The sequence below is a fragment of the Dyadobacter sp. LHD-138 genome (genome assembly GCF_030929615.1).
Taxonomy (GTDB): domain Bacteria; phylum Bacteroidota; class Bacteroidia; order Cytophagales; family Spirosomataceae; genus Dyadobacter.
The window spans coordinates 1-24,773 of the sequence record NZ_JAVFVU010000001.1; the positions used below are offsets into that span (position 1 = coordinate 1).

The 24,773-nt window shown below is 42.3% G+C and carries 24 protein-coding genes and 1 tRNA gene; 17 read left to right on the top strand and 8 right to left on the bottom strand.

Annotated features, from left to right (window positions below; genetic code table 11):
* Positions 1–330 precede the first annotated feature (330 nt).
* Together RB622_RS00005 and tilS are read right to left on the bottom strand one after the other, a co-directional pair.
* A tRNA-Ser gene (locus RB622_RS00005) sits at positions 331–415 on the bottom strand.
* Positions 416–597: 182 nt separating this feature from the next.
* Positions 598–1,944, bottom strand: a complete 1,347-nt coding sequence (gene tilS / locus RB622_RS00010; protein WP_308044413.1) for a tRNA lysidine(34) synthetase TilS — start codon at positions 1,942–1,944, stop codon at positions 598–600.
* Between the two features lie 238 nt (positions 1,945–2,182).
* Between tilS and RB622_RS00015 the strand changes: the two genes are divergently transcribed.
* From RB622_RS00015 to RB622_RS00065, 11 genes are all read left to right on the top strand, one after another.
* Complete coding sequence (locus RB622_RS00015) at positions 2,183–3,670, top strand: OstA-like protein (protein ID WP_308044414.1); 1,488 nt, start codon at positions 2,183–2,185, stop codon at positions 3,668–3,670.
* Between the two features lie 171 nt (positions 3,671–3,841).
* A complete protein-coding gene (locus tag RB622_RS00020; RefSeq protein ID WP_308044415.1) occupies positions 3,842–4,456 on the top strand; it encodes a T9SS type A sorting domain-containing protein in 615 nt (204 codons plus the stop codon).
* 75 nt (positions 4,457–4,531) lie between these two features.
* A complete protein-coding gene (locus RB622_RS00025) occupies positions 4,532–5,455 on the top strand; it encodes an outer membrane protein assembly factor BamD (RefSeq protein ID WP_308044416.1) in 924 nt (307 codons plus the stop codon).
* A 57-nt stretch (positions 5,456–5,512) separates the two neighbouring features.
* Positions 5,513–5,824 carry a DNA-directed RNA polymerase subunit omega gene (locus RB622_RS00030; RefSeq protein ID WP_308044417.1) on the top strand — a complete coding sequence of 104 codons (312 nt, stop codon included), beginning with the start codon at positions 5,513–5,515 and terminating at the stop codon, positions 5,822–5,824.
* A 163-nt stretch (positions 5,825–5,987) separates the two neighbouring features.
* Positions 5,988–7,196 carry a bifunctional phosphopantothenoylcysteine decarboxylase/phosphopantothenate--cysteine ligase CoaBC gene (gene coaBC / locus RB622_RS00035; RefSeq protein WP_308044418.1) on the top strand — a complete coding sequence of 403 codons (1,209 nt, stop codon included), beginning with the start codon at positions 5,988–5,990 and terminating at the stop codon, positions 7,194–7,196.
* Positions 7,193–8,113, top strand: a complete 921-nt coding sequence (locus RB622_RS00040) for a DUF4835 family protein (protein ID WP_308044419.1) — start codon at positions 7,193–7,195, stop codon at positions 8,111–8,113. Before coaBC ends, RB622_RS00040 begins: the two co-directional genes overlap by 4 nt.
* Before the next feature lie 39 nt (positions 8,114–8,152).
* The gene (locus RB622_RS00045) at positions 8,153–8,380 is read left to right on the top strand and encodes a hypothetical protein (protein WP_308044420.1); all 228 of its coding nucleotides are present in this window, start codon (positions 8,153–8,155) and stop codon (positions 8,378–8,380) included.
* 159 nt (positions 8,381–8,539) lie between these two features.
* Positions 8,540–10,198 (top strand): DNA repair protein RecN, encoded by a 1,659-nt coding sequence (recN, locus tag RB622_RS00050; RefSeq protein ID WP_308044421.1) that lies wholly within the window; start codon positions 8,540–8,542, stop codon positions 10,196–10,198.
* Positions 10,199–10,227: 29 nt separating this feature from the next.
* Positions 10,228–10,659: a viral A-type inclusion protein gene (locus RB622_RS00055; protein ID WP_308044422.1), complete on the top strand. Its 432-nt coding sequence runs from the start codon at positions 10,228–10,230 to the stop codon at positions 10,657–10,659.
* Positions 10,660–10,665: 6 nt separating this feature from the next.
* Positions 10,666–11,331 (top strand): SCO family protein, encoded by a 666-nt coding sequence (locus RB622_RS00060; RefSeq protein ID WP_308044423.1) that lies wholly within the window; start codon positions 10,666–10,668, stop codon positions 11,329–11,331.
* Positions 11,332–11,354: 23 nt separating this feature from the next.
* A complete protein-coding gene (locus RB622_RS00065; RefSeq protein ID WP_308044424.1) occupies positions 11,355–11,768 on the top strand; it encodes a cytochrome c in 414 nt (137 codons plus the stop codon).
* Here RB622_RS00065 and lptC read toward each other — a convergent pair.
* The 3 genes from lptC to RB622_RS00080 all read right to left on the bottom strand — a co-directional run bounded on the left by lptC (position 11,765) and on the right by RB622_RS00080 (position 14,369).
* Positions 11,765–12,349: an LPS export ABC transporter periplasmic protein LptC gene (gene lptC, locus RB622_RS00070; protein ID WP_308044425.1), complete on the bottom strand. Its 585-nt coding sequence runs from the start codon at positions 12,347–12,349 to the stop codon at positions 11,765–11,767. The genes RB622_RS00065 and lptC overlap by 4 nt on opposite strands.
* A gap of 18 nt (positions 12,350–12,367) precedes the next feature.
* Positions 12,368–13,570: a hypothetical protein gene (locus RB622_RS00075; protein ID WP_308044426.1), complete on the bottom strand. Its 1,203-nt coding sequence runs from the start codon at positions 13,568–13,570 to the stop codon at positions 12,368–12,370.
* A 76-nt stretch (positions 13,571–13,646) separates the two neighbouring features.
* On the bottom strand, positions 13,647–14,369 hold the full coding sequence (locus RB622_RS00080; RefSeq protein WP_308044427.1) for a type III pantothenate kinase: 723 nt from the start codon (positions 14,367–14,369) through the stop codon (positions 13,647–13,649).
* 461 nt (positions 14,370–14,830) lie between these two features.
* Between RB622_RS00080 and rho the strand changes: the two genes are divergently transcribed.
* From rho to RB622_RS00100, 4 genes are all read left to right on the top strand, one after another.
* Positions 14,831–16,723 carry a transcription termination factor Rho gene (gene rho, locus RB622_RS00085; RefSeq protein ID WP_308044428.1) on the top strand — a complete coding sequence of 631 codons (1,893 nt, stop codon included), beginning with the start codon at positions 14,831–14,833 and terminating at the stop codon, positions 16,721–16,723.
* A gap of 135 nt (positions 16,724–16,858) precedes the next feature.
* A complete protein-coding gene (locus RB622_RS00090; RefSeq protein WP_308044429.1) occupies positions 16,859–17,755 on the top strand; it encodes an OmpA family protein in 897 nt (298 codons plus the stop codon).
* 28 nt (positions 17,756–17,783) lie between these two features.
* The gene (locus RB622_RS00095; protein WP_308044430.1) at positions 17,784–18,302 is read left to right on the top strand and encodes a hypothetical protein; all 519 of its coding nucleotides are present in this window, start codon (positions 17,784–17,786) and stop codon (positions 18,300–18,302) included.
* 35 nt (positions 18,303–18,337) lie between these two features.
* Positions 18,338–18,874, top strand: coding sequence for a hypothetical protein (locus RB622_RS00100; protein ID WP_308044431.1), 537 nt, complete (start codon positions 18,338–18,340; stop codon positions 18,872–18,874).
* Between the two features lie 69 nt (positions 18,875–18,943).
* Here the strand turns inward: RB622_RS00100 and htpG are convergent, their stop codons facing one another.
* A complete protein-coding gene (gene htpG, locus RB622_RS00105; protein ID WP_308044432.1) occupies positions 18,944–20,782 on the bottom strand; it encodes a molecular chaperone HtpG in 1,839 nt (612 codons plus the stop codon).
* Between the two features lie 249 nt (positions 20,783–21,031).
* Here htpG and RB622_RS00110 point away from each other — a divergent pair, with 249 nt between their 5' ends.
* On the top strand, positions 21,032–21,583 hold the full coding sequence (locus RB622_RS00110) for a hypothetical protein (RefSeq protein ID WP_308044433.1): 552 nt from the start codon (positions 21,032–21,034) through the stop codon (positions 21,581–21,583).
* A 94-nt stretch (positions 21,584–21,677) separates the two neighbouring features.
* Here the strand turns inward: RB622_RS00110 and dapF are convergent, their stop codons facing one another.
* Positions 21,678–22,457, bottom strand: coding sequence for a diaminopimelate epimerase (dapF, locus tag RB622_RS00115; protein ID WP_308044434.1), 780 nt, complete (start codon positions 22,455–22,457; stop codon positions 21,678–21,680).
* 187 nt (positions 22,458–22,644) lie between these two features.
* Positions 22,645–23,010, bottom strand: coding sequence for a 50S ribosomal protein L19 (gene rplS, locus RB622_RS00120; RefSeq protein ID WP_254411048.1), 366 nt, complete (start codon positions 23,008–23,010; stop codon positions 22,645–22,647).
* Positions 23,011–23,261: 251 nt separating this feature from the next.
* On the opposite strand from rplS, the gene RB622_RS00125 reads away from it, so the two are divergent.
* Positions 23,262–24,743, top strand: a complete 1,482-nt coding sequence (locus RB622_RS00125) for an NAD(P)H-hydrate dehydratase (protein ID WP_308044435.1) — start codon at positions 23,262–23,264, stop codon at positions 24,741–24,743.
* Positions 24,744–24,773: the final 30 nt, after the last annotated feature.

Sequence of the window (24,773 nt, forward strand, 5' to 3'; positions counted from 1 at the left end):
GGAGCAATATTTTTCTCTTCAAGGTAGATGTTCAAGCCAGGAATAGACTCCACAATTTTGGTAAGCTCGAAATATTCAAGGATGCCTTCTGGCAAAAGGATACGGACTAAGGCTTGATAAGATTCGTTCAACACAAACGGGATTGGTTCGGGCTACAAAGCAAATAATTTATTTCATTCCCCCCAACTTTTCAGCTTGATCCCAATTTTTCCACGTAACCTGTGCCGTAACCTGAGGTGAATTGTTGAAGTAAATTGGTCTAAAAACAAGAAAACCACATACTTGCATATGTGGTTTTATTTGCGATTACGTCCAATTAAGGCTCACCTGCAGAGAGAGAGGGATTCGAACCCCCGGTAGGTTACCCTACAACGGTTTTCAAGACCGCCGCATTCGACCACTCTGCCATCTCTCTGTGTGCTTCGGCGTATCCGAATCATGGTGCAAAGGTAGAAAAAAAATGTTTACATACAACTATTGAGAGAAAATATTTTTTGAAAAAAGATTCAAAAAATACGCTTCAAACACCTAAATAGCTACTTTACAGAGATTTAGTCCATTGATTTTTTTTCCAAAAAATCAATATTTCCCAATCTTTCAATCCCCGATTACGGCTTTACTCACGATTACTACCGTCTTTGTCAAGTCTTCAATTTTATAACGATCATCTGTTCTAAACCCAATGATCCAAAGGATATCTCCGTTGCCGTTCAGCAGCACTTTCACTTTTTGCTTTTGATTTATGTTCAATTTTAAATCAATGAGCAGATCACTCACTTTTTTCCTTTTCCCTTTCATCCCAAGCGGGCAAAAACGATCTCCTGTCTGCCAGTTCCGGACGGTCAGTGGAAATATTAGTCTTTCCGAATCAAAATAGGCCCGGTTTGCATTTACTTCCAGCTGAGAATCTGTCGACCAGGTTTGCTTCTTGACATTTAAAACGATCGACCCATGCTGATAAAGTCCTTCATAAGCTTCAATGACTAAATTTCCCTCAGGACTATCCCTCTTTTTTTTCGTAAGAATAAACACCTCCCGGTCTTTCAAAACGCTGTGGGAAGCCGAATGGAATATTTTACCCGATAAACCCTTGGCCGATTTATATATCTCCTCAGCCTGATGATAGCTAAATCCGGAATGCTGCAAAATAAACCAAAGCCGGTATGCAGGTTCCGGTGCAGCAGCCAAAACTTCAATCGATATGTATAAATCTTCGCCAACCTTTTTTACCGCTTCCTTCTGCCAGGTTTGCAAAAAACCTTCCAATAACACCTCAGCAGATTTTAATCGTTGACTTGTTGTCTTAAAAGTCGTTTCCAATGAAGGATTAATCTTTTTAAGAACCGGAATCACTTCGTGCCGAACCAGATTTCGTTTGTAATAATGACTTGCATTGGAACTATCCTCCCGCCAGGCCAGCTGATAATCGCTCACGTATTGCCTGATTTCATCTCTTGAAGCAAAAAGCAACGGCCTGATTAATTTATTATTCTGAACGGCAATCCCGTGCAATCCAGCCAAACCCGTACCACGAACCAGATTTAAGATCACCGTCTCAAAAGAATCTCCGGCATGATGGGCTGTCGCTATCGTTTCATAATGATTTGTGGATCTGATTTCTTCAAACCAGTCGTAACGCAAATCTCTGGCAGCCATTTGGGTCGATATGCCCTGCGCATGTGCATAATCTTTCGCTGCCAATTTCTTTACGAAAAATGGGAATCCGTATGATGCAGCGAGATTTCTGACAAATAATTCGTCCCCTTCCGACTCCTCTCCTCTCAGACCAAAATTACAATGGGCAATGCCGGCAGAAAACCCGGCGCGGTGAAATAAATGTGCCAAAACCACGGAATCCATCCCGCCGCTGACAGTCAAAAGTGTCGACTTTCCGGCAATATCCAGTTTTTGTTGGTTAATAAAAGTTAAAAAAGCCTCCAACATAACATGAAGCGTTGTATTTGATGTAATTTTGCCGAACATATCAACAGATCTCTTTTACCCGGAACACGACAAATGAGGCAATAGTCCTCATTTCAAAGGTAAAAGAAACCATAGCAAGATGAAGAAAAAAATATTTATAAAACTTTGCAACCCTTTTAAACTTTTGTGCGTCATATCAATCAAAGACCATATAACAAGACTGACGTTCTTTGCCTTACTGTTTACCTCGCCGTATCTTATGGCCCAGAGAGTAAATCCGGCTGCGCAAGCCGGACCAGCAACCGATATTGTGGAGCTTTTGAAATCTGACGAACTTGAACTGATCAGTGAAAATGGTATAGACAGCCGTCGGGTGACCCATGGGATTTTCAAGCACAAGGGCGCGCTTTTGTATAGCGATCTGGCCATTCAAAATGTCAGCACAAATATCATTGAAGCTTACGGAAATGTCAGGATCGTACAGGGGGACACGATCACGGTGACCGGAGATACGCTGCATTATTACGGTAATAGCCGGTTGGCGATTGTCAGCGGACGAAAAGCCGTTTTGAAAGACAAAAAAAGCACACTAACCACCCGGAGAATCGAATACGATATGGCAAACGGGATTGCCAATTATAAAGTCCCGGGACGTACCGTCGATGCCGAAAATGTCCTGACCAGCAATGAAGGTTTTTACAACACCAATACGAAGGATTTTACCTATTACAACAAAGTAAAACTGGTAAATAAAAAATATACGCTGACTACCGATACTTTACTCTATAACTCCGTCACAAAGTGGGCGTATTTTAATGGTCCAAGCAAAATTGTGAACAAAGACGGAACGCTTTTGAGTAAAAAAGGTCAGTACAATTCACTGACGGGTGAATCGGTTTTTAAAACCAGGACAACCGTCGACAATGACACCTATACCCTAACGGCCGATTCACTTTTTGTTGACGGACAAAAAAACAATGGACAGGGAAAAGGAAATGTGGTGATCGTTGCAAAAAAAGATAACACAATTCTCAACGGTGACCACGGATTTTACAGAAAAGCAGAAGGTTTTTCGAAAATTTACGGGCGTGCTTATGTCAGAAATGTTGTTTCAAATGACACATTGTACATCAGAGCTGACACCTTGTACTCTTTTGAAAATCTAAAAGATAGTACGCGCAGACTCGTTGGAGACAGAAATGTTTTTATTTATAAGTCTGATTTTCAGGGAAAATGTGATTCTGTGAGTTATAATACCGCTGATTCCACGATTTTGTTTTTCAAGAAACCGATCTTGTGGAGCAATCAGCATTATCAGATGGAAGGTGACACGATCAGTGCTTTTTTGGTAAATAATGCGATTAACCGGATACTATTGAGGAGCAAGGCTTTTGTAATCACGGAAGACACACTTGTACATCAGTATAATCAGGTGAAAGGAAGAACGATCAATGCATATTTTGCAGCCGAAAGCAAACTCCGGCAGGTGCTGGTAGACGGCAATGGCGAAAGCGCTTATTATGCAATTGATGATAAAGAAAAAATGATTGGACTGAACCGTGTAGAGTGTGGAAAAATGAACCTTCTTTTTGTCGACAACAAGGTAAACAGGATCGCGTTTATCGGTAAACCAGACGGAAGATTGATACCACCCCGACAAATTAAACCCATCGAAAGACAGTTGGATGGCTTTAACTGGCGTGTTTCAGACAAACCGACGAAGAAAAAAACGTTATGGCTCGAATAATCCGCTTTATTTAAGTATTTCAAGCGATTCAGGCACGATTATTTTACACTTAAAAATAAAAACGCCCATTCGCACAATATATTTTGAAGTTCCAAATTTTTCTCTATATTTTTGTAAAGTACTTTTGAATGAGGCTAGTAGGAGTTGATAAAAGTATTACGAATTATTGCTATGAAAAAAACTGTACTTTATTTAATAATATGCACATTCTTTGCCTGGACCGGAATCCAAGCCCAAACCGTCGCGAACGGTAGCCGCTTAAATTTAACGCCTAAAAAGAAATCAATACCTGCGGGAGACCTGAAGTTTTCAAATGTGCCTGCTGTATTAAACTACAAACCGTTGTCTCTTCAAAAGCCGATGGCTTTGAATAATTTTTATAGAACACTTCTGTTTTCTAATACTTCCGCTACTGAAAGTACCGCTGTAATTCAATCCGAACCGGTTGAAAAAACGGTCGAAAAACGCAATCCCGTGGCGGAAAGCAGCGTTCGTACAGAAGAGCAGCTTTATTCCAATGATAAAATAACAGTATCCAATATTTACCCCAACCCTGCGAGTGAATACGCTGAGGTGGATTATGCCATGTCTTCCGAAATAAGAGACGCCAAACTGATTTTCTATAATGTACTGGGCTCTCAGATGCAGGAATATTCTCTTTCGAAAAACGAAAGTAAGCTCCGGATCAACACGCGTGAGATGTCAACCGGGTTATACTTCTACCAATTGGCGCTGGACGGCAAAAAAGTAGCAACAAAAAAAATGCTCGTACGCCATCAACAATAGATTTTCAACAATACTATTATTAGCTGCGCATTCGTTAAGGATGATGTAGCTTTTTTTTATTATCTTTGCAGCTATATGCTAAAAAACAACCGTGCAAGTTATTTCTTGCTATTTTTTGCCGTACTTATAATTACTTCCTGTAGTAAGTTTTCCAAATTACAGAAGACTGGTACAGACCAGCAGAAGTATGATGCCGCGATGACCTACTATAAGAAGGGTGACTTCTATCGGTCCGGTCTTCTGTTTGAAGAACTTATACCTTTGCTTAAAGGTAGTAATGAGTCAGAATTGGCACAGTTTTATTATGCTTATACCCAATATCAGCAGGGCCAATACAATACGAGCCAGTTTTTGTTTAAGAAGTTTTACGATACTTATGCAAGAAGTGATTTCGCTCAGGAGGCATTGTATATGCATGCTTTTTCTCTGTATAAAGATTCTGCCCCGCACAATTTAGATCAGGCCAGTACTTTCACGGCGATCTCTGCGATGCAGGATTTCATCAACACGTATCCGCAAAGTACATTTAGGGATGAGTGTACTAAATACATTCTTGAACTGCGTGAAAAACTTGAACTAAAAGCTTACGACAAAGCGAAGCTATATTATAAGATCAGTGAGTTCAACCCGATGTCACTTAAAGCAGCGGTAATCTCAATTGACAATTTCCGTAAAGATTTCCCTGATTCTAAATTTAATGAAGAACTGGCATTTCTGAAAGTTGAGTCGCAGTACAATTTAGCGAGCAATAGTTTTATTTTAAAACAGAAAGACAGATATCTTGACGTCATCAAGTTTTACAAGGAAATGGTGGATAAATATCCGACTGGCAAATACCTGAGTAACGCAGAAAAAATGTACGATGACAGCCAAAAACAACTGGAAGTTCTTGCACAAGCCGAAAAAGAGCGTCAGAAACTATTGGAAGCTCAACCGGATTCCGGCACGAAGCCGACAAAGGTTACAGCATCTAACAGCACGGATCAAAAGCAAAATTAACATGACCGGCGAGCCAGTCAATATATAAAGATTTTTAACTATATCATCAAAGTAAGCATGGCAACGAATCCATCCATCATTACCCGCGATACGGACAAAATAGCTGACGTAACAGGGAATTTATATGAGTCGGTATCGGTAATCTCAAAAAGAGCGCGTCAGATATCCAGCAAAATGAAAGAGGAACTCAATAACAAGCTTGCTGAGTTTGCTTCGGGAGTTGACAATCTGGAAGAGGTTTTTGAAAACCGTGAGCAGATTGAAATTTCTAAATTTTACGAGCGTATGCCTAAAGCAGGCAGTATTGCTATCGACGAGTTTATCGACGGAAAAACTTATCATAGCTACAGAGATACTTCTGAGGAATAATTTCTCATTATTCTTTTACATAAAAACCAGTCGTAAACATTAATTTTGTTCTTACGACTGGTTTTGCTTTACCAGGAATCGTATTACGGCAAATGGACTGGTAAAACGCCTGTCATAAAAAACGCTCTATCATAAAAATAAACGTGCTTCTGCATTTAAAAGGTTGGATCTGAAAGGCAAAAAAATATTGCTTGGTGTTTCAGGCAGCATAGCGGCTTATAAATCTGCGTTACTTGTCAGATTGCTCGTGAAAGAAGGAGCGGAAGTTCAGGTTGTCATGACTGACACTGCACAACAGTTTATCACGCCCCTAACCCTCGGAACATTATCCAAACGCCCTGTTTACAGCGCATTTACACAATCTGAAAACGGGACCTGGAATAACCATGTGGACCTGGGATTATGGGCCGACATGATGGTAATAGCCCCCGCCACGGCCAGAACGCTCTCCAAATGTGCTACGGGCAACTGTGATGATTTATTGACAGCTATTTACCTCTCCGCACGCTGTCCGGTATTTTTTGCCCCGGCCATGGATGTTGACATGTATCGCCATCCGTCAACGCGGCATAACCTGAATACGCTTATCAATTTTGGCAACCGGATTATTGAGGCCGAATATGGCGAACTTGCCAGTGGATTAATTGGAGAAGGCCGGCTGGCTGAGCCTGAAAAAATTACAGCTGACCTGATCGCTCATTTTGCAAAAAAAACTGTCGCCGCCAAAAAGAGAGTACTGATAACGGCAGGCCCCACGGCCGAACCCATAGATCCCGTTCGGTATATCAGCAACCGGTCTTCCGGAAAGATGGGCTATGCCCTTGCAAAAGCCTTTGCCCAGGCTGGCGCCCAGGTGACACTGATCAGTGGTCCCACAAATCTGCCGACACCAGATGAGACGATCAAACGGGTTAATGTGGAAACGGCTAAACAAATGCTCGATAAAACACAGGAATATTTTTCCGAAAATGATGTGGTTATTTTCTCAGCAGCAGTCGCCGATTATACACCTGCCCGGGTGGCCGATCAAAAAATAAAAAAGCAGGGAAATGAAATGAAGCTGGACCTGATCAAAACCGGTGACATTGCCGGCACATTAGGTCTTCAAAAAAAAGACGGTCAGTTGCTTGTCGGTTTCGCGCTCGAAACGGAAAATGAGCTGGAACATGCAAAAGACAAATTACGTCGCAAAAACTTTGACTATATTATCCTGAATTCACTCAATGATGCCGGATCGGGATTTGCACACGATACCAACAAAATTACCGTTATTGATAAGCTGGAAAATGTTCAGCATTTCCCTCTGAAATCAAAACATGAGGTAGCACAAGATATTTTAAATATTATTCTGAATAAATGGAGCGAAGCATGAAAAGATTTATCATTCTTTTTTTAGGTTTGGCCGGCTTTTTTTCCGGAACAGCATCTGCCCAGGAATTGCAATTTACGGTGAGCCTTAACTATGATCAGCTGGTTGCACAGCAAAAAACGGACCCGCAGTCGATGACCAAACTGCAATCCTACATCAGTGATTTTTTGAACAATACGAGCTGGACCAAAGAGACTTTTTCCAAAGACGAAAGGATCAAGTGTAAACTGAACATCAACCTGACCCGCTCTGTGACCCAGGGAACTTTCGAAGGAACCGCTCAGCTGATCATTGCCCGCCCAGTTTTCAATGCCAGTTATGAAACGGTGTTGTTCAGTTTCGTAGATAGAAACTTTTCATTTAATTACCTACCAACCACGCAGTTGTATTTCAACGAAAACAGTTACACGGACGAACTACCTTATATTTTAGCATTTTACGCCTACACAGCCCTGATATTTGATTTCGATTCATTCAGTAATCTTGGCGGAACACCTTATCTTCAAAAAGCATTTAATCTGGCCAATCTCGCGTCCGGTGCGCCTACGGCGGCAAAAGGCTGGGACCAGCGTAAAAGTGCGGATTCTCGTAACAGATACTGGCTTATCGAAAACCTGATGAGTCAGCAGTTTATTCTTTTTAGAGAAAGTCTTTATAACTACTATCGTCAGGGACTGGATGTTGCCACGCAAAACCCGGCGCAGACCCGCACAAAAACACTGGATTTGTTGAACTCAATCAAAGCAGTAGCGCAATTACGGCCCGGCAGCGTGGTCGTGAATTCATTTTTTGACTCGAAATCCGACGAAATTTTCCAGATCATGAAAGAAGCTACGCCAGAAGAAAAGAAGGCGGCACAGTCTATTCTGGTTAATCTCGACCCTTCAAAAACCCAGCTTTATCAAAGACTGACACAATAAACCCATTCAAATTTTCATTTAGTTATTCAACACAAACACATGGGTAAACGCCTGGTTCGAATTAATTCCGGAAATATTTTTCAAGAACTTGAAAAGTTAAAAGGTGTGGAGCTTAATGCAATATCACAAACGGGAAAGACCTATTTCGGGAAGCTAGTTTCGGTGACAAATGAATATTTAACGATGTCGGACACCAGGCAACATAGCCATAAATTCGCGATCCACGATCTTTATGAAGTAGTTTACGATGCACAAAGCAAGCTTTAAATCACTGTTTGTTCGGGCAATTGACGGGGCATCGCATTAAAGAACTACTTGTGTTTCCTATTTGACGATAACATAGCTATATTCGTGTCAAAGTCGAATCCGTACCACCTTGAACCGTGACCGGGTTTTACCAACGTTGACAATCTGCTTACATAAGGCATGCTTTCAAATTTACTTATTAAAAATTACGCCCTGATCAAGCAACTGGAAATGTCGCCTGATCCAGGTCTGAATATTATTACGGGTGAAACGGGTGCAGGTAAATCGATTATGCTCGGTGCAATTGGGCTTTTGCTTGGTAACCGCGCCGATATAAAATCGCTTTATGATCCTAACGAAAAGTGCGTAATTGAGGGCAGCTTCGATCTTTCCGGCTATGATCTTTCCCCTAACTTCGAAGAAGAAAATCTTGATTTTGCGGAAGAATGTATTGTTCGGAGAGAAATTTCGGTTGGCGGAAAATCCAGAGCTTTTATAAACGATACCCCCGTTAACCTGGATACACTAAAAAGAATCAGCGGTCAATTGCTGGATATTCACTCGCAGCACGATTCGATTTTGCTGGGAAGTAACGAATTTCAGTTGCAGGTCGTCGATACCTACGCAGAAAATTTCGGGTTGCTCCATGCTTATCGTAAAAACTTTAACGCCTATAGAGACGCTGCGCGGGCTTACGAAGCTTTGAAAAATGAAGCAGTTCAGCTCAGGAAAGCGTTCGATTACGATCAGTTTTTATATCAGGAGTTAAGCAATGCCGGCCTTCAGAGTGGCGAGCAGAATCAGCTTGAACAGGAACTGACTATACTTGAAAATGCCGTTGAGATCCGGGAACGTCTTCAGTTGGCCTATACCTATCTTGACAATCCGGAAAACTCTATCCTTGAGTTTTTAAAAAGTGCCGTTTCGTCCATTACACAGGCCAGCAGGCTTGTACCTGCCTATGAGCCCCTACGCGAAAGAGCGCAAAGCAGTCTGATAGAATTACGTGACCTGGCTGATGAAATTGATACGATCAGTTCTTCGGTCGATATTGACGAAGGCCGAACAGCGCTGGTACGTGAGCGCCTGGATTTAATCTATCAGCTGCAAAAAAAGCACCATGCTTCAACCATCGACGAGCTTATCGGTATTTTCGACGAGCTGGGTAAAAAAGTGGGGACCGTTTTGAATCTTGACGAATCGTTAGCCAAGGCGCAAAAGTTGGTTTCCAAAACGGAAGAAATCATGCTTAAAAGTGCTCAGGCTTTGTCAAAAGAGCGGCACAAGGTGATTAAAACGATAGAGTCCCTGATCATTGAACGCCTTATCGAACTGGGTATACCGAACGCATCTTTATCCATACAAATTACCGAAACACAGCCATCCAGTGAAGGAATCGACTCGATCGCTTTTCTTTTCAGCGGCAATAAAGGATTGGCTTTACAGGAACTGCGGCAGGTAGCTTCGGGGGGAGAATTTTCCCGCCTGATGATGGTCATCAAGTATATTCTTGCCGATAAACGTAAACTTCCGACCATTATTTTTGACGAAATCGATACCGGTGTTTCCGGAGAAATTGCCAAAAAGATGGGCAAGATGATGATCAAAATGTCAGACAATCACCAGATTATTGCCATCACGCATTTACACCAGATCGCAAGTAGCGGAAAGGCACACTATTTTGTATACAAAGATCATTCGTCGGAAAAAACAGTCAGTAAGATTAAGAAATTGTCGATTGATGAGCGCGTGATGGAAATTGCCCAGATGATCGGCGGCCACAACCCTACCGAGTCTGTCATTAATAATGCCCGTGAAATGATTTTAAAGGCTAATTGATTAGCCACCATGAACAACCCACATAAATTATGAAACAATACATACTTGCACTTGGGATAAGCATTTTGCTTTTTTCCTGCAATACAGATGCCGACAGAGTATTGGAGCTCGAAAACGAAGTGATGCAGATTCATGACGAGGTAATGCCGCAAATGGACGATATCATGACGCTAAAGTCAAAGCTGTCCAAAAAAATTATGCGTATGGATAGTCTTCAAAATGAGGGTGTGGCCGGAAATAATCTGGCGGAAGAGCGTATGAAAGCGACTGAAATTAATCAGAAACTAAACGATTGTGATAAATTGATGATGGACTGGATGCATGCCTACCGTGGCGACTCTGCGAAAAAGCTTAAAGCAGCTGATGCAATCATCTATTTCGAGAGCCAGAAAAGTAAGATTATTGAGGTTAAAGAAATTACTTCCAGAACAATACAGGAAGCGAAATCATTTTTAGATTAAAAGAACATGTTTGATTTACAGTACAAAAAAATTTACGGTACAGCAGTTGTCTTGCTGATCACAGCATTGACATTGTGGAGTTGCAACGGCGAAAAGAAAAAATTACCAATACTTGGCGAACGTGACTGGGTGACAAAAAAGGTTGACGGAAAAGATGTAGTGGATACCATTTACAACCAAATCCCTCCTTTTTCCTTTACGAATCAATACGGAGATACCGTTACGGAAAAAATTGTAGAGGGGAAGATCTACGTAACTGACTTTTTCTTCACCTCCTGCCCTACCATTTGTCCGGTTATGAAAAGACAAATGACCAAAGTATATAATGAGTTTAAGGGAAACCCTGACGTGATGATCCTTTCCCATACCATTGATCCTGAACATGACACGCCAAAGGTCTTAAATACCTTTGCAAAAGATCTGGGAATTGAAGGCGATCAATGGCAGTTTCTGACTGGCCCGAAGGAAAATATTTATGCCATCGGTCAAAAAAGCTACTTATCTGCTGCCCAGGAAGACAAAACCGCCGAAGGAGGATTCCTTCACAGCGGCGCATTCATTCTGATTGACAAAGACAAATATATCCGCGGTATGTACGACGGAACCACCGAAGAAGGAACCCAGAAACTACTGAAGGACATGAAAATTTTATTAGAAGAGTACAAAAAATAGTTTGTCTCCGGACATTCAGCGTAATGATAAAAAAAGCATTATTTTTTATTACCGCTTTCGCAGCCTTTTCATGCCAAAGTGCTGAGGAGCTCAAAAGTGAACAGTATTTTGCAGAAGGCTATCAGCTGTATACTACAAATTGCGCCAATTGCCACCAGGCCGACGGAAAAGGAATGGCGAACTTATATCCCCCGCTGGTTGGATCCAAAATGATACAGGACAAAATTGCTATGTCCTGTGTTATCAAAAATGGTATGAAGGATACGATTATCGTGAACGGCAAGGCTTTCAGCAGGCCCATGCCTGCAAATGCTGCGCTAAAAGAATTGGAAATTGCTGAAATTATAACCTACGTCAACATGAAATGGGGAAAGGACAGTGTCTACACCCCCACTGAGACGGTTATCAAAGCATTGGAAAGCTGCCGAAAACACTAGAGTTCTTTGAACTTCATTTTAAAGGTGCCATTCGGGAATTTTATATGTGAAAAATCCTGTTCGGCATCCATTCCCTTGCCATTCACCACATCGTTGGTAACGGAATTTCTTACCGACACGAATTTTTCGGTGAACACTTTCCGCGTATCCGGGCTCCAGCTGAGTTCGGTTGTAGTCAATATTTCCTTCGTTTCTGATTTCACGACCCGAACGTTCCCTTTTACCAGATAAACATTCTTGCGCGGATCAAAACGCCCGGAATCTGCACGTAAACGGGTGATTACCATGCTGCCCGTCGGATCATAGAAATTAATATTTACCGTATCTGGAAACACGATATCTTCGTTCTGATAGCGCAGTCGTTTGGGTGTTTTCATGATCACCTTTAAAATTCCCTGCTCGCTGTATTTCACATCCACGCCATTGACAATTTCAACGGGACCGGTATAGGGCTTACCAACTTTATCCTTGTTGGGTTCACAGGCCATGCATAAAATTCCCGCAACGACCAGAATACAAAAAGGAGATAAGAATTTATCTCCTTTTTGTATTAAACTACATATATTTTTAATACCTAACATACGTATAGGTCGGCTTTCTTAGTCGATTTTTTGTTTTTGAAACCAACTCTCTCTCAGCGTTAATCCGAGCGCTACCTTTCCATAACGTTCGCGGATCATGCCGGTACCCATCACGCCACGCTGACCTCCGATGAAGGAAAGAGAAACAAAGTTCTGGTAACCACGGCCCATTGGGAAAGTAAACCCAAGACTGAAATTGGTGTCTTTAATATTGTTTTCCTTAACCACGTAAGGTGTGTTTCCTGTACTGAATCCCGCACGATAACGGACATTGTCAAAGTAACTCAATGAACCGAAGCGCGGTGTATATTCAACGCCCAAATGCATGCGGTCCACGTCGCTCAAACCATTTTTTGGGTCAGAGCTGCCAAAACTTCTGTAATCGGTCCATGATTCGTGGCTGTAATCGGCTGAAAGTGTCAGCTTATATGGCCATTCAAAGCTAAATCCAACCTGGTACTGGGCAGGAAGTTTTACCGAACCATTCCTTTTATTGACCAATGTATCAGGCTCAATGACCGGGAACGACGACTGGGTAAGTTCAAATGAAACGGTATTAACCGCATTGATCCTGGTTCCTAAGCTGTACGCACCACCCACATTCAGGTTAAGTTTGTTATTCTTTTTAATGGGAATTCTCAACGCAGCCCCACCCTTGAAAGCAATATCATTGTAAGTCGTACGATCATTAACACTGGCAAGGTAATCCGTTCCGTCACCAATGGCAGCCTCCGAAGCTTTACGCACATTGCCAAAAATGTAAGAACTCTCAAGACCAAGGCTCAAATATTTCCCGATCTGAACCGCATTGGTAATCGAAACTTTATTAATTCCGCCTTTCCCTGAATTGTAATAATCCGCGTAAATTGGTGTTCCTGCAATAATTTTAGACGACTTATTGGAGAAATCGGTAAAACTGTAAGGTTTGATACTTACACCCAGCGTCCACCTGCTGGCAACCGGGAAAGACAAAGCCACATAACCCAGATTTCCGCCGCCGTTGGTTTGCCGGGCCGATCCGGATTCAATCTTTTTATATTGTCCAACGACCCCGAAATCCAGTGTTGTAAATTTATTTCTCACCCATAAAGCCGGGTTAAGATTATTAATTTCAAAACTGTTTGCGGTACTGACCCCGGACTGGCCCATCCCGGAAGATCCAGTAAATGCGTCGCTATAAAGCTCTCCTAAACCCAGAGAAGAATATGGAGAGTTCCCCAATCCCTGTGCATTAACCTTTGATATTAAGACCGAACAATTGCATCCGAGCGTAATTGCTATCGTGAGTAATCCTATTCTATTGTAAAGCGACATTATATATTAAAATTCTGTTCAGTCCAATTAATACCAATTCCGGCACTGCAAATATGGGCGGTTTCAGGCTACTTTCAAAAAAAGGCACATCCCCGCCACAGATAACTACGCGTAAATGCGGCATTTTGTGACGGTATCTTTCAATTATTCCTTCTATCTCCGCAAGTACACCATTCATAACGCCACTTTGAATAGCTTCCTTCGTGCTTTTCCCTATCAATTCGGGATCATTTTCAGGTTCAAACAACGGGAGTCTCTTAGTAAACGTATGAAGTGCGTTAAACCGCATCCGAACACCCGGAGAAATTAATCCGCCCTGAAAAGTACCGTTCCCTTCCACAAGGTCGTAGGTGATACACGTTCCCATGTCCACGACCAGTACATCCTCTTTTGGAAACATCCAGTTGGCACCCGCTGCGGCCGCAACCCTGTCTGCTCCTAATGTGGCTGGTGTCAGGTAATTTTTCACGATCGGCACCGATGTTTCCCCCGTTAAATTCAGCACCGGAATATCTTCGCCCAGTGCTTTCAGAAAATCCGCGGCAGAACGGCTTACCGACGAATACATGATACGTTCCGGCAATTCCGATTTTATCAACTGAATAAGTTCCGGAAAACTCAGCCTCGTTTGATAACGAATTAAACTATCTCCTGAGAACCAGCCAATTTTCGCGTAGGTATTCCCGGAATCTACTACAATATTCATATTCCCACAAAAGTCTTCTTTTCTTGGGAGAAATACTAACATTCCATGAAAGACAGTCGCGATATATATCCGTAAAAAAATATTTATTCAAATCATGAAAATTGATTCCCGCAGAATTTGTTTTTAACAAAACACTTTTGTACCTTCGTTTCAATGGTAGTAAACCCCTTTACTATCCAAGTGCATCCAGCGTTCGTTAGCTCTCTAAACTGGCGAAAAAAAGTGATCTAAGAACCCATTTTCCACACTTCATTTTTCAATAAATTGCAACTTTTCCAGTTGATCTATATTAATTTACCTGATTGTAAAGTCTTTCACCCTAGACTCGTACAAGAAAAACACACATCACGCACCAATGACCATTACGTGACCCGAGAGCTGCGTTCTCCCATCATTTTCCATCTAAATTCACTATCCCATTAATCATCTGGTAAAGTTTATCTTTACTGTATATTTTCTGTATGCTTACAATTGATGAATTGAACCTTAAGCTCCTATCTGAGCTGAAAGAAATAGCAGGAAAAAACGGCATTCAGGACTATGCCAAACTTCCTAAAAAAGAACTAGTATCTAGAATTATCGCACAACAGGAACTTGAACAAGCCAGCGAGGCAGAAGCTCCCGAAGGCGATGAACCTAAGAAGAAAAGAGCACGACGTACAGTAGTTAACGAAACTGCTATACCTGTGAAACCTATAAATGTAAGGACCGGAAAACCGAGGAAAGATATTCTTTCCGACACAGCGGCATCTGCACCTCTTTTTGACACGGCGCCAAAGGCTGCTGAGGTCCCCGACACTTCCAGTGAAGAACCTGTTTCCGCTGATCCGATAGCCAGTGCAACACCCGCGAGACGTGAGGCTCCGGCAAGACGTGAAACACCGGCGAAAAATTTCGAGAAACCTGGCAAGCGCTTTGACACGCCAAAAAGAGATACCGTTTCTAAAAATATAGATTCGGCGACCGATCTTGATTCTGATGAAGACACATTGGAAGATCTTGGACGTGAAGAAGCTGCTCCGGCTGCTGAAAATGCGATTTCAAATGAAACTGCCAGCCAGGCGGACAATACCGAAACGCCTGAAAATACCGCTGTTGCTGCCAACGAAGAAAAACCGGCGCAACAACAAGGAGAAACCCCGGAGAGAAATACTCCTCAAGCCAACCAACCTTCTCTGCCAAGAGAGGATCCTTCCAACAAGATCAAACGCAACTATAATAATTACGTACGTGAATTTGACGGACTTATTATCAATGAAGGCGTTTTGGAAATCATGCAGGATGGCGGCTACGGATTCCTTAGATCTGCTGATTACAACTATCTGGCAAGTCCGGATGATATATATGTATCGCCTTCTCAAATCAAATTATTTGGCCTTAAAACCGGTGATACTGTAAAAGGTCAGATCCGCCCGCCGAAAGAAGGAGAAAAATATTTTGCACTGCTGCGGGTTGAAACGGTCAACGGCAAAACCACAGAAGAAATCAGAGACCGTATTCCTTTTGAATACCTTACGCCACTTTTCCCTGAAGAATGCTTAAGATTGAGCGGACGTCCGGATCAGTACTCAACACGTATCCTGGATTTGTTTGCTCCGATCGGAAAAGGACAGCGTGGAATGATCGTTGCCCAGCCTAAAACGGGTAAGACCGTTCTTCTGAAAGAAATTGCCAATGCGATCACCCGTAACCACCCGGAAGTATTTTTGCTGATCCTTCTGATTGACGAACGTCCGGAAGAGGTTACAGATATGCAACGCAGCGTGCGTGCGGAAGTTATTGCTTCTACTTTTGATGAGCAGGCCGACCGCCACGTGAAGGTTGCAAGCATTGTTCTTGAAAAAGCAAAAAGAATGGTAGAATGCGGTCACGACGTGGTGATCCTTCTGGATTCTATTACACGTCTGGCACGTGCCTATAACACAGTTGTTCCTTCATCCGGAAAAATATTATCCGGTGGTGTTGATGCTAATGCATTGCATAAGCCTAAACGTTTCTTCGGAGCGGCCAGAAATGTTGAAAACGGTGGTTCTCTAACCATCATCGCAACGGCGCTGATCGACACAGGTTCCAAAATGGACGAAGTTATCTTTGAAGAATTCAAAGGTACCGGTAACATGGAACTTCAGCTGGATCGTAAACTTTCCAACAAACGCGTATTCCCTGCTATTGACGTAATGGCTTCAGGTACACGTAGAGAAGATCTTCTTCTTGATAAAGAAACACTCAAAAAAGTCTGGATTTTAAGAAAACACATGTCGGATATGAACGCCATGGAGTCGATGGACTTCCTGCTGGATCATATGAAAGGCACCCGAAACAACGAAGAGTTCTTAATTTCAATGAACCGATAATCAGAGAAAGCCCCGGTCGCATCAGCACCGGGGCTTTTTTTATTAATATTTATTTGAAAATTACAATTTAAGGTTAATTTTATGTGACCGAATATACTTTTTTCAGTCCATTAATAAATTAATCCTTAAATACTTATGTCAAACAACAAAACACTATGGTGGATTTTACTTATTGGCTGGATGGGAGGATCAACCTACTGGCATGTTTGTAAAATCAAGCAGCTTTGCGATGCGCCACTCTCAACGTCTACGGTAAACACCGATACACACGCACCGACAATTACGCCGTTTACGATTGTAGACGGAACCGAGCTCAACCTGCAATCGACCGGTAACTTTGGTTTTGCCAAATCCGGAGCTGAGGCCAACATGAACGCCGTTAAGGCTGAGATTGATTCACTGGCTTCTTTTGCCGCCGCAAATCCTGGTAAAATCATTACAATCACCGGCTTGTACGCTTCACAGGAAACCAATACCACGTCATTCCCGAACTTAGGTATCGCGCGGGCTGCGGGCATCAAAACGTATCTGATGAGCAAGGGTTTGCCAGATTCTGTTTTTGTATTAAACGGGAAATTAATGGACGACCTTGTTTTCAGTCCCGATTCCATGAGCGGCGGCATTGACTTTACTTTTGCCAAACGTATTGCCACCACAGAAAATGACCTGGCTAATGAACAAAAGTACGAGAGTATCTTCAAGCCTATGGATCTTTATTTCCCTCCTGCGAGTGCAGAATACATCAAAACGGATGAAAACAAGAAATTTGTTGAAGAGGCCAAAAAGTTCATAGCTGAGCATAAAGATAAAAAACTGCTGCTAACCGGCCATACCGACAGCGATGACAGCGAAGCCTGGAATCTCACACTTTCCAAGAAAAGAGCTAATATTGTGAAAACGAAATTTATAGCGCTTGGAATGCCTGCTGACCGGATTCTTACTGACGGAAAAGGTGAATCGGAGCCTAAAGCGCCCAACGATACGCCGGCAGGAAAACGTGCTAACCGTCGCGTAACCATTGTGGTCCAATAGTTTTTATCCATACTAAACACCTTGTAACATGTTTGAATTAAATCCTCTTGCAAACCCCGATGCATTATGGCAGCATATACTGATGCTGGCCGTTGCAGCCGTTCTGGGATATATCATTGGCTATATTTCTGGTAAGAGCACCATAACAGACCTTGAAAACGAACTATCCAGACTCGACAGCGATCTGAAATACTGCCAGGATCAGAAAATTGTCATGGAAAAATCAAATAATCACACAAATTCGGTTCCTAACACCGCAGCTTCTTTACCTCTGACGGACCAAAAAGTTCAGGAAAGTGATTTCAAGGTCATCGAAGGCATAGGCCCTAAAATAGAAAGTGTTCTTAAAGACGCGGGTATCTATTCATTCCGTCAGCTAAGTCAGAAAACGCCGGAACAAATCTCAGCAATTCTTGTGAATTCGGATCCGCGTTATCAAATTCATGATCCTGCTACCTGGCCGCGTCAGGCAGAACTGGCCGCCAATGAAAACTGGGAGGAACTGCAAGCATGGCAGGACGAACTGAATGGAGGCCGAGTAGAATAATTTGATTCATCTTTTTACTTAAGATAACCAGACACATGATGATTTTCTTAGAAATTAATCCCTTCAACAGACCTGTCGCGATATCCGAAATATTGATTTTGCTGATTGCGGCAGCATTGATAGGCTGGCTGATAGCCAGGCTTATTGCCAATGGACGTATACGAGTACTCCGTGAATCCATAGAAGAAAGAAAGCTGGAACTCGCAGCGTGCCGTTCTCAAAAACTCGAATATAAATCCGCTGAACCGATGGTAGGCAAAGCATCCAAAACTGTCTACCCCATTGTTGAGCCTGTGGCGAAAAAAATCGATCCGGCACAGTTTGATGATTTGCAGCAGGTTGAGGGCATAGGACCAAAAATTGAAGAATTGATCAATAAGGAAGGTATTTATACTTTCGAACAGCTATCCAACACGTCACATATCAGGATCTCGCACATTCTTAAAAATGCGGGTCCGAGATTTCAGATGCATGACCCAACGACCTGGCCTGAGCAGGCAAGACTTGCCAAAGAAGGCAAATGGGATGATCTTCAAATTTTGAAGGACAAACTGATCGCCGGACGAAAATAATATTTGCCTACAAACAAAAATCCGCTCCCATTACGAGAGCGGATTTTTTGTTTTAAAACGTAAGCTCAATTAAAGACTCACGACGGTGCGCTGAATGAATTGTGTCAGATCCTTTCCGGTCAACAGGCCCTGAGACAATAACGCAAGGTCATAAACCTGTTTCGCCAATGTCTTTTGGTCATCTTCACTTTCAGTCTGAAGAATGCGTCCCAAAACCGGGTGATTGGCATTCACCGAAATGGTGTACATCAACGGCATGTCCCCAAACATGGAACGCTGCCCTGAAGACGCCTGCATATCCGTCATACGACGCATAAATTCTGGGAAAGTGATCACCACCGGCAATTCATCAACAGGCATTGCTTCAATTTTAACGGTACCCGCTTTGCTGCTTACCACTTCTTCAAACAATTTTTGCGCTTTTTCTTCCTCATCTTTCGAGATGATGCTCTCCAAAGTGATATCCTTTTCGATCAGTTTATCCAGAGTATCGGCATCGACACGTTTAACCTGCACTTTTTCAACCTTCTGCTCCAAAGTATTGATGAAATGAGAATCGATAACGCTCGTCAATGAAAGCACGTCATAACTGCGTTTTTTTGCAGATTCAATAAAAGCATCCTGCTTTTTCTCGTCGGTTGTATACAACCAAACCTGCATATCATTTTTATCTGTCTGGTTTTCCTTAACAGTCTCACGATATTCCTCAAACGTGAAGTATTTACCATCGACATTTTTCAGCAGACAGAAATCTTTCGCTTTGTCATAGAATTTCTCGTCGCTGATGATACCGTATTTTACAAAAAGTCCGATATCGTCAAATTTCTTTTCAAATCCTTCACGGTCATTTTTAAAGATCTCTGAAAGTTTATCAGCCACCTTGCGCGTGATGTACCCGTTGATTTTTTTCACGTTTCCATCCGCCTGAAGATAACTTCTTGAAACGTTCAATGGAATATCCGGAGAATCGATAACACCGTGCAGCAATTGAAGGAAGTCAGGAACGATATCCTTTACCTCATCTGTAATGAACACCTGGCGGCTGTAAAGCTGGATTTTTTCGCGCTGCCCCTGGAAATCATTTTTCAGTTTCGGGAAATACAAAACACCCGTCAGGTTGAAAGGGTAATCCACATTCAAATGGATCCAGAACAACGGATCCTCGCTGAAAGGATATAGTTCTTTATAAAAAGCAAGATAATCTTCGTCCGTCAGGTCTGAAGGATTTTTTGTCCAGATCGGGCTCGGGTTGTTGATTATTTTATCCTCAAATTCAATTTCGATTGGCAGGAACTTACCATATTTTTCAAGAATGCCTCTCAAACGGTGTTCATCCAAAAATTCTTCTGAATCAGCAGCGACGTGCAAAATAATATCAGAACCACGTTCCGACTTTTCCGCCGATGTTAGTTCGTATTCTGTCGATCCGTCACATATCCAGCGAACAGCATCCGATCCTTCTTTGTAAGACTTTGTAATGATTTCAACATTATCTGCCACCATGTAAGCAGAATAGAAACCAAGACCAAAATGTCCGATGATTCCTTTGTCTCCTTTTCCATCCTCGCCTTTGTCTTTGTATTTTTCAACAAATTCGGTTGCACCGGAAAAAGCGATCTGATTAATATATTTCTTTATTTCATCGGCAGTCATACCGATACCATTATCACTGATGGTGATTGTTTTAGCTTCTTTATCCAGTTTAACAACCACTTTTAAGTCGCCCAACTCTCCGTTAAATTCTCCATAAGAAGCCAGTTTTTTAATTTTCTGACTGGCATCAACGGCATTTGAAACTAATTCTCGTAAAAATATTTCGTGGTCCGAATAAAGGAATTTTTTAATAATCGGAAATATGTTTTCGGTGTGAATGCTAAGATTTCCTTTTTCCTGAATCACTGATTCCATAATTTTTATGTTTATTGAATTTATATTTTAGAATTATTTTCTCGTTTGCAATACCACATAAAAATTTGCGTTCCAATAGGAATTACCACCAAAAAAGTCTGACAGATTGTCAGCAACCTTCCGATTAATAGAGATGTATATTCTATGTTGGTTCCTGCAAGGCTTTTTAGTAATATTGCGTTCTCTACATGAATGCATAATCGTAAGGATTTTGAGAATTAGTTAATAGTGAAACACGAATTACAACCCATGAATCTAATTAAAAAACTATTTGCCGGACTGGCACTTATCGTTGGCGTATCAGCTTGTACCACCACGAACTCCATACCATTTACAAACTACACCGTTTTCACTGAGGACCTGCGCCATGACCTGGAAAACGCCGGAATTCCATTGAGCAAGGTTCAGTTTTTCAATGACAAAGCCATAACGATCCGTCGTGAAGTATCTGACCCGAATGATATCAAGGTGAATCCGGAAGGACAAATCAGTATCAGCAACGGAAAAAGTATTCAGACGATCAATGTACGCCCTTTCACACCGGGTGTTTCATTAGGCTCGGCCAACGGGGTCATCAATGTTTCATGGGATGACACGCAGCAGGACAAAAAAGGAATGCAGTTCAATTTAAGCGGCCAGAATTACTTCCTGGACGTTTTACCGAATAACAAATTCGGTTACAAGGAGCGTACTTTTGACTTGCAGGCAGGAAACGGAGCGCGCCTGTTCGTTAACAAGGATTTGTTAAAACAGGTTAACAACCAACGCGAAACATTGAAAGGCCGTAAGGTTGGACAATAAATACAGGTTATTTCTGATTCAGGAAATAACGAGCAAACAAAAATCCCGGTTACGATTGTAGCCGGGATTTTTGTTTTATTCTTTTTGTGGGCTTTTATATGGTCACGCTGCCTTCAAAAACGCGCACCGCAGGTCCTATCAGATAAATGTCATCGAATTTACCATCTTCTTTTCCCTGGTAGTCAACCTGTAAAGTCCCGCCGAGCGTTTCCACTTTCACAGGACCATTCCAGCCTTCACGCAAATGCGCCGATAAAACGCAGGCCGTCACACCGGTACCGCAAGAATACGTTTCATCCTCTACCCCACGTTCGTAAGTCCTTACACTGATGTGGTTTTCATCCAAAAGCTGAACGAAGTTAACATTGGTTCCGCCAACCGGGCCAAATACCGGACCGTAGCGAACATCTTTACCTATTTCAACAACCTGCGCTTCATGAATATCATCCACATAAGTAACATAATGCGGAGATCCCGTATTCATAAAATCATACTCAGAATGTCTTTCCACACCGTTGACCGGTGCCATTTTCAAACGAATGATATCCTCGGAAGCGAGCCCTTCATGCGGACCGTCCACCGCAATGAATGAAGTCGTTTTTTCAAACAGACCCAAATCATGCGCAAAACGAACGGCACAGCGCCCCCCATTTCCACACATACTACCTTCACGGCCATCTGCATTGAAATAAACCATCCTGAAATCATATCCTTCGGCATTTTCCAGAAGAATAAGTCCGTCCGAACCGATACCAAAGCGACGGTGGCAAAGTTTCTCGATCAATTCCTGCGAAGAAGGAAAAAATCCTGTGCGATTATCAATCATCACAAAATCGTTTCCTGTACCCTGATATTTAAAAAAAGGAAGTTCCATATTAGCTGTTAGCGATTAGCCAATAGCTGTTAGCTACATCGCATTTTGAAAGTTATTCTATAATTTGGTTTTTACTGGTGCAGAAAGCCAGTCGCTAACAGCTAATAACCAACCGCTCCCAAACAACAAAACCCTGCAAAGAAAAGATTCTCTTGCAGGGTTTTTAATTTCGTCCGAAGAAAATATCTTATGCCTTCGCTACTTTTAGCTCCTTAATACGAGCGGCTTTACCCTGACGACCGCGTAAGAAGAACAAACGCGCACGACGCACCTTACCACGACGAATCAATTCGATTTTCGCGATACTTGGTGAAAGAATTGGGAAAACACGTTCTACAGCAATTCCGTTAGATATTTTACGTACCGTGAAAGTTTCACCGCTTGAGCTTAGGTTGCGGCGTTGCATTACCGTTCCCTGAAACTGCTGAATACGCTCTTTGTTACCTTCTCTGATCTTTACGTGTACGTTGATCGTGTCGCCTGATTTAAATACAGGATACTCGGATGTACGATTTTCAATCGTAGCTTCTACGAGTTTAATAAGTTCGCTCATGACGATGCTTTATATATTGATTAAAATAATTGCAGCTAGTTCCCAGCGGATGAGGTGACGCCCCTTCATTCAAAACAGCTATTGCGAAAACGAGTGCAAAGCTAAGATTAATTATTAATATGTGAAAGAGTTAGCTTAATTTTATGTAGCAAAAAGTAACTATTTTGCAGTGAAATAGTATTGTTAGCATGAAGTTCTTCGGCAAAAAAATATAATTCCCTGAATACCTTATCAGAAATCATCATCAGATTATGAAAATACTGAATGCAGAACATATCCGGGCGCTGGATGCACATACGATAAAAAACGAGCCGATCTCATCCTTTGAGCTGATGGAAAGGGCTTCGCACGCTTTTGTGAAATGGTTTACAAACTGCTTCGATATCAGTCATTCCATTTCTGTTTTCTGTGGTAAGGGAAACAATGGCGGTGACGGACTGGCGATTGCCAGAATTTTAAGCAGCAAAGGTTATCACATCCGTGTTTTTGTTATTGAATATACAAACAAAATGTCGGATGATTTTACGCAAAACCTGAAACTGATCGAGAACCACTTGCAGGTGCAAAGTATTTATGAATCGCATGCCATGCCTGAATTCAATGCCGAACAGATCATTATTGACGCCTTGCTTGGATCAGGATTATCACGTCCGGTTACCGGTTTGCTTGAAGAAGTGATTGAGACCATCAATGAGGCACCTGCCACGGTTGTTTCCGTAGATATCGCCAGCGGACTGTATGTTGACAAACCAAACGGCAAATCGGATGCCATTATCACGCCCGATTATACCGTTACTTTTCAACTGCCTAAGCTAACCTTTATGATGCCACAAAATGCAGCATTCACCGGCGACTGGCGTGTTGTGGATATCGGCCTGGATACAAAATTCATCGAACAAACTGATACGCCCTATTATTTTACTGATAAGTCTTCTGGCGAAGCGTTGATCAAAAAAAGGAAAAAATTTTCTCACAAAGGGACTTTCGGCCATGCCTTGATTTTGGCGGGAAGTTATGGTAAAATCGGAGCGGCGGTGTTATCTGCGAGGGCATGTCTGCGATCAGGCGTTGGGCTACTGACTGTTCATTTGCCGGAATGCGGATATGGAATCATGCAAATTTCACTCCCAGAGGCGATGGTTTCTGTGGACCCGCATGATAAAAACATTACGACCCTGCCCGAACTTGATTCTTATTCAGCCATAGGAATGGGTCCCGGTATCGGACAAGAACCCCTAACAGTCAGAACGCTGGATGAATTGCTGGATAAAATAGAAGTTCCGCTGATTCTTGACGCAGATGCACTGAACATACTTTCCAAACATCCCGATCTTTTGGATAAACTGCCTTCGCAAACCATTTTATCCCCGCACCCGAAAGAATTTCAACGACTGGCTGGTGACAGCGCCAATGAATTTGAACGATTGGAACTGGCGAGGAATTTCACCCGGAAACATAATGTCATCATTTGCCTGAAAGGAGCATACACAGCCGTTATTTTAGCAAACGGGGATGTTCATTTTAATTCGACAGGAAATGCAGGAATGGCTACAGGAGGAAGTGGTGATGTGCTGACCGGAATTTTAACGGCTTTACTGGCTCAAAACTACACGCCGGAAAATGCGGCAATTCTAGGGGTGTATCAGCATGGACTGGCAGGAGATCGTGCGGCAGACAAAAAGACCAAAACGGCGATGATTGCCTCAGATATTATCGAAAATCTGGGTTGGTGAGGTTTTTCATTACCCGTCGGATGGCGGAAA

What these genes read in the sequence shown, in the direction of transcription:
- tilS (WP_308044413.1), bottom strand. Translation starts at nt 1,944, where the DNA reads ATGTTGGAGGCTTTTTTAACTTTTATTAACCAACAAAAACTGGATATT.
- RB622_RS00015 (WP_308044414.1), top strand. Translation starts at nt 2,183, where the DNA reads ATGGCCCAGAGAGTAAATCCGGCTGCGCAAGCCGGACCAGCAACCGAT.
- RB622_RS00020 (WP_308044415.1), top strand. Translation starts at nt 3,842, where the DNA reads ATGAAAAAAACTGTACTTTATTTAATAATATGCACATTCTTTGCCTGG.
- RB622_RS00025 (WP_308044416.1), top strand. Translation starts at nt 4,532, where the DNA reads ATGCTAAAAAACAACCGTGCAAGTTATTTCTTGCTATTTTTTGCCGTA.
- RB622_RS00030 (WP_308044417.1), top strand. Translation starts at nt 5,513, where the DNA reads ATGGCAACGAATCCATCCATCATTACCCGCGATACGGACAAAATAGCT.
- RB622_RS00040 (WP_308044419.1), top strand. Translation starts at nt 7,193, where the DNA reads ATGAAAAGATTTATCATTCTTTTTTTAGGTTTGGCCGGCTTTTTTTCC.
- RB622_RS00045 (WP_308044420.1), top strand. Translation starts at nt 8,153, where the DNA reads ATGGGTAAACGCCTGGTTCGAATTAATTCCGGAAATATTTTTCAAGAA.
- recN (WP_308044421.1), top strand. Translation starts at nt 8,540, where the DNA reads ATGCTTTCAAATTTACTTATTAAAAATTACGCCCTGATCAAGCAACTG.
- RB622_RS00055 (WP_308044422.1), top strand. Translation starts at nt 10,228, where the DNA reads ATGAAACAATACATACTTGCACTTGGGATAAGCATTTTGCTTTTTTCC.
- RB622_RS00060 (WP_308044423.1), top strand. Translation starts at nt 10,666, where the DNA reads ATGTTTGATTTACAGTACAAAAAAATTTACGGTACAGCAGTTGTCTTG.
- RB622_RS00065 (WP_308044424.1), top strand. Translation starts at nt 11,355, where the DNA reads ATGATAAAAAAAGCATTATTTTTTATTACCGCTTTCGCAGCCTTTTCA.
- lptC (WP_308044425.1), bottom strand. Translation starts at nt 12,349, where the DNA reads ATGTTAGGTATTAAAAATATATGTAGTTTAATACAAAAAGGAGATAAA.
- RB622_RS00080 (WP_308044427.1), bottom strand. Translation starts at nt 14,369, where the DNA reads ATGAATATTGTAGTAGATTCCGGGAATACCTACGCGAAAATTGGCTGG.
- rho (WP_308044428.1), top strand. Translation starts at nt 14,831, where the DNA reads ATGCTTACAATTGATGAATTGAACCTTAAGCTCCTATCTGAGCTGAAA.
- RB622_RS00090 (WP_308044429.1), top strand. Translation starts at nt 16,859, where the DNA reads ATGTCAAACAACAAAACACTATGGTGGATTTTACTTATTGGCTGGATG.
- RB622_RS00095 (WP_308044430.1), top strand. Translation starts at nt 17,784, where the DNA reads ATGTTTGAATTAAATCCTCTTGCAAACCCCGATGCATTATGGCAGCAT.
- RB622_RS00100 (WP_308044431.1), top strand. Translation starts at nt 18,338, where the DNA reads ATGATGATTTTCTTAGAAATTAATCCCTTCAACAGACCTGTCGCGATA.
- htpG (WP_308044432.1), bottom strand. Translation starts at nt 20,782, where the DNA reads ATGGAATCAGTGATTCAGGAAAAAGGAAATCTTAGCATTCACACCGAA.
- RB622_RS00110 (WP_308044433.1), top strand. Translation starts at nt 21,032, where the DNA reads ATGAATCTAATTAAAAAACTATTTGCCGGACTGGCACTTATCGTTGGC.
- dapF (WP_308044434.1), bottom strand. Translation starts at nt 22,457, where the DNA reads ATGGAACTTCCTTTTTTTAAATATCAGGGTACAGGAAACGATTTTGTG.
- rplS (WP_254411048.1), bottom strand. Translation starts at nt 23,010, where the DNA reads ATGAGCGAACTTATTAAACTCGTAGAAGCTACGATTGAAAATCGTACA.
- RB622_RS00125 (WP_308044435.1), top strand. Translation starts at nt 23,262, where the DNA reads ATGAAAATACTGAATGCAGAACATATCCGGGCGCTGGATGCACATACG.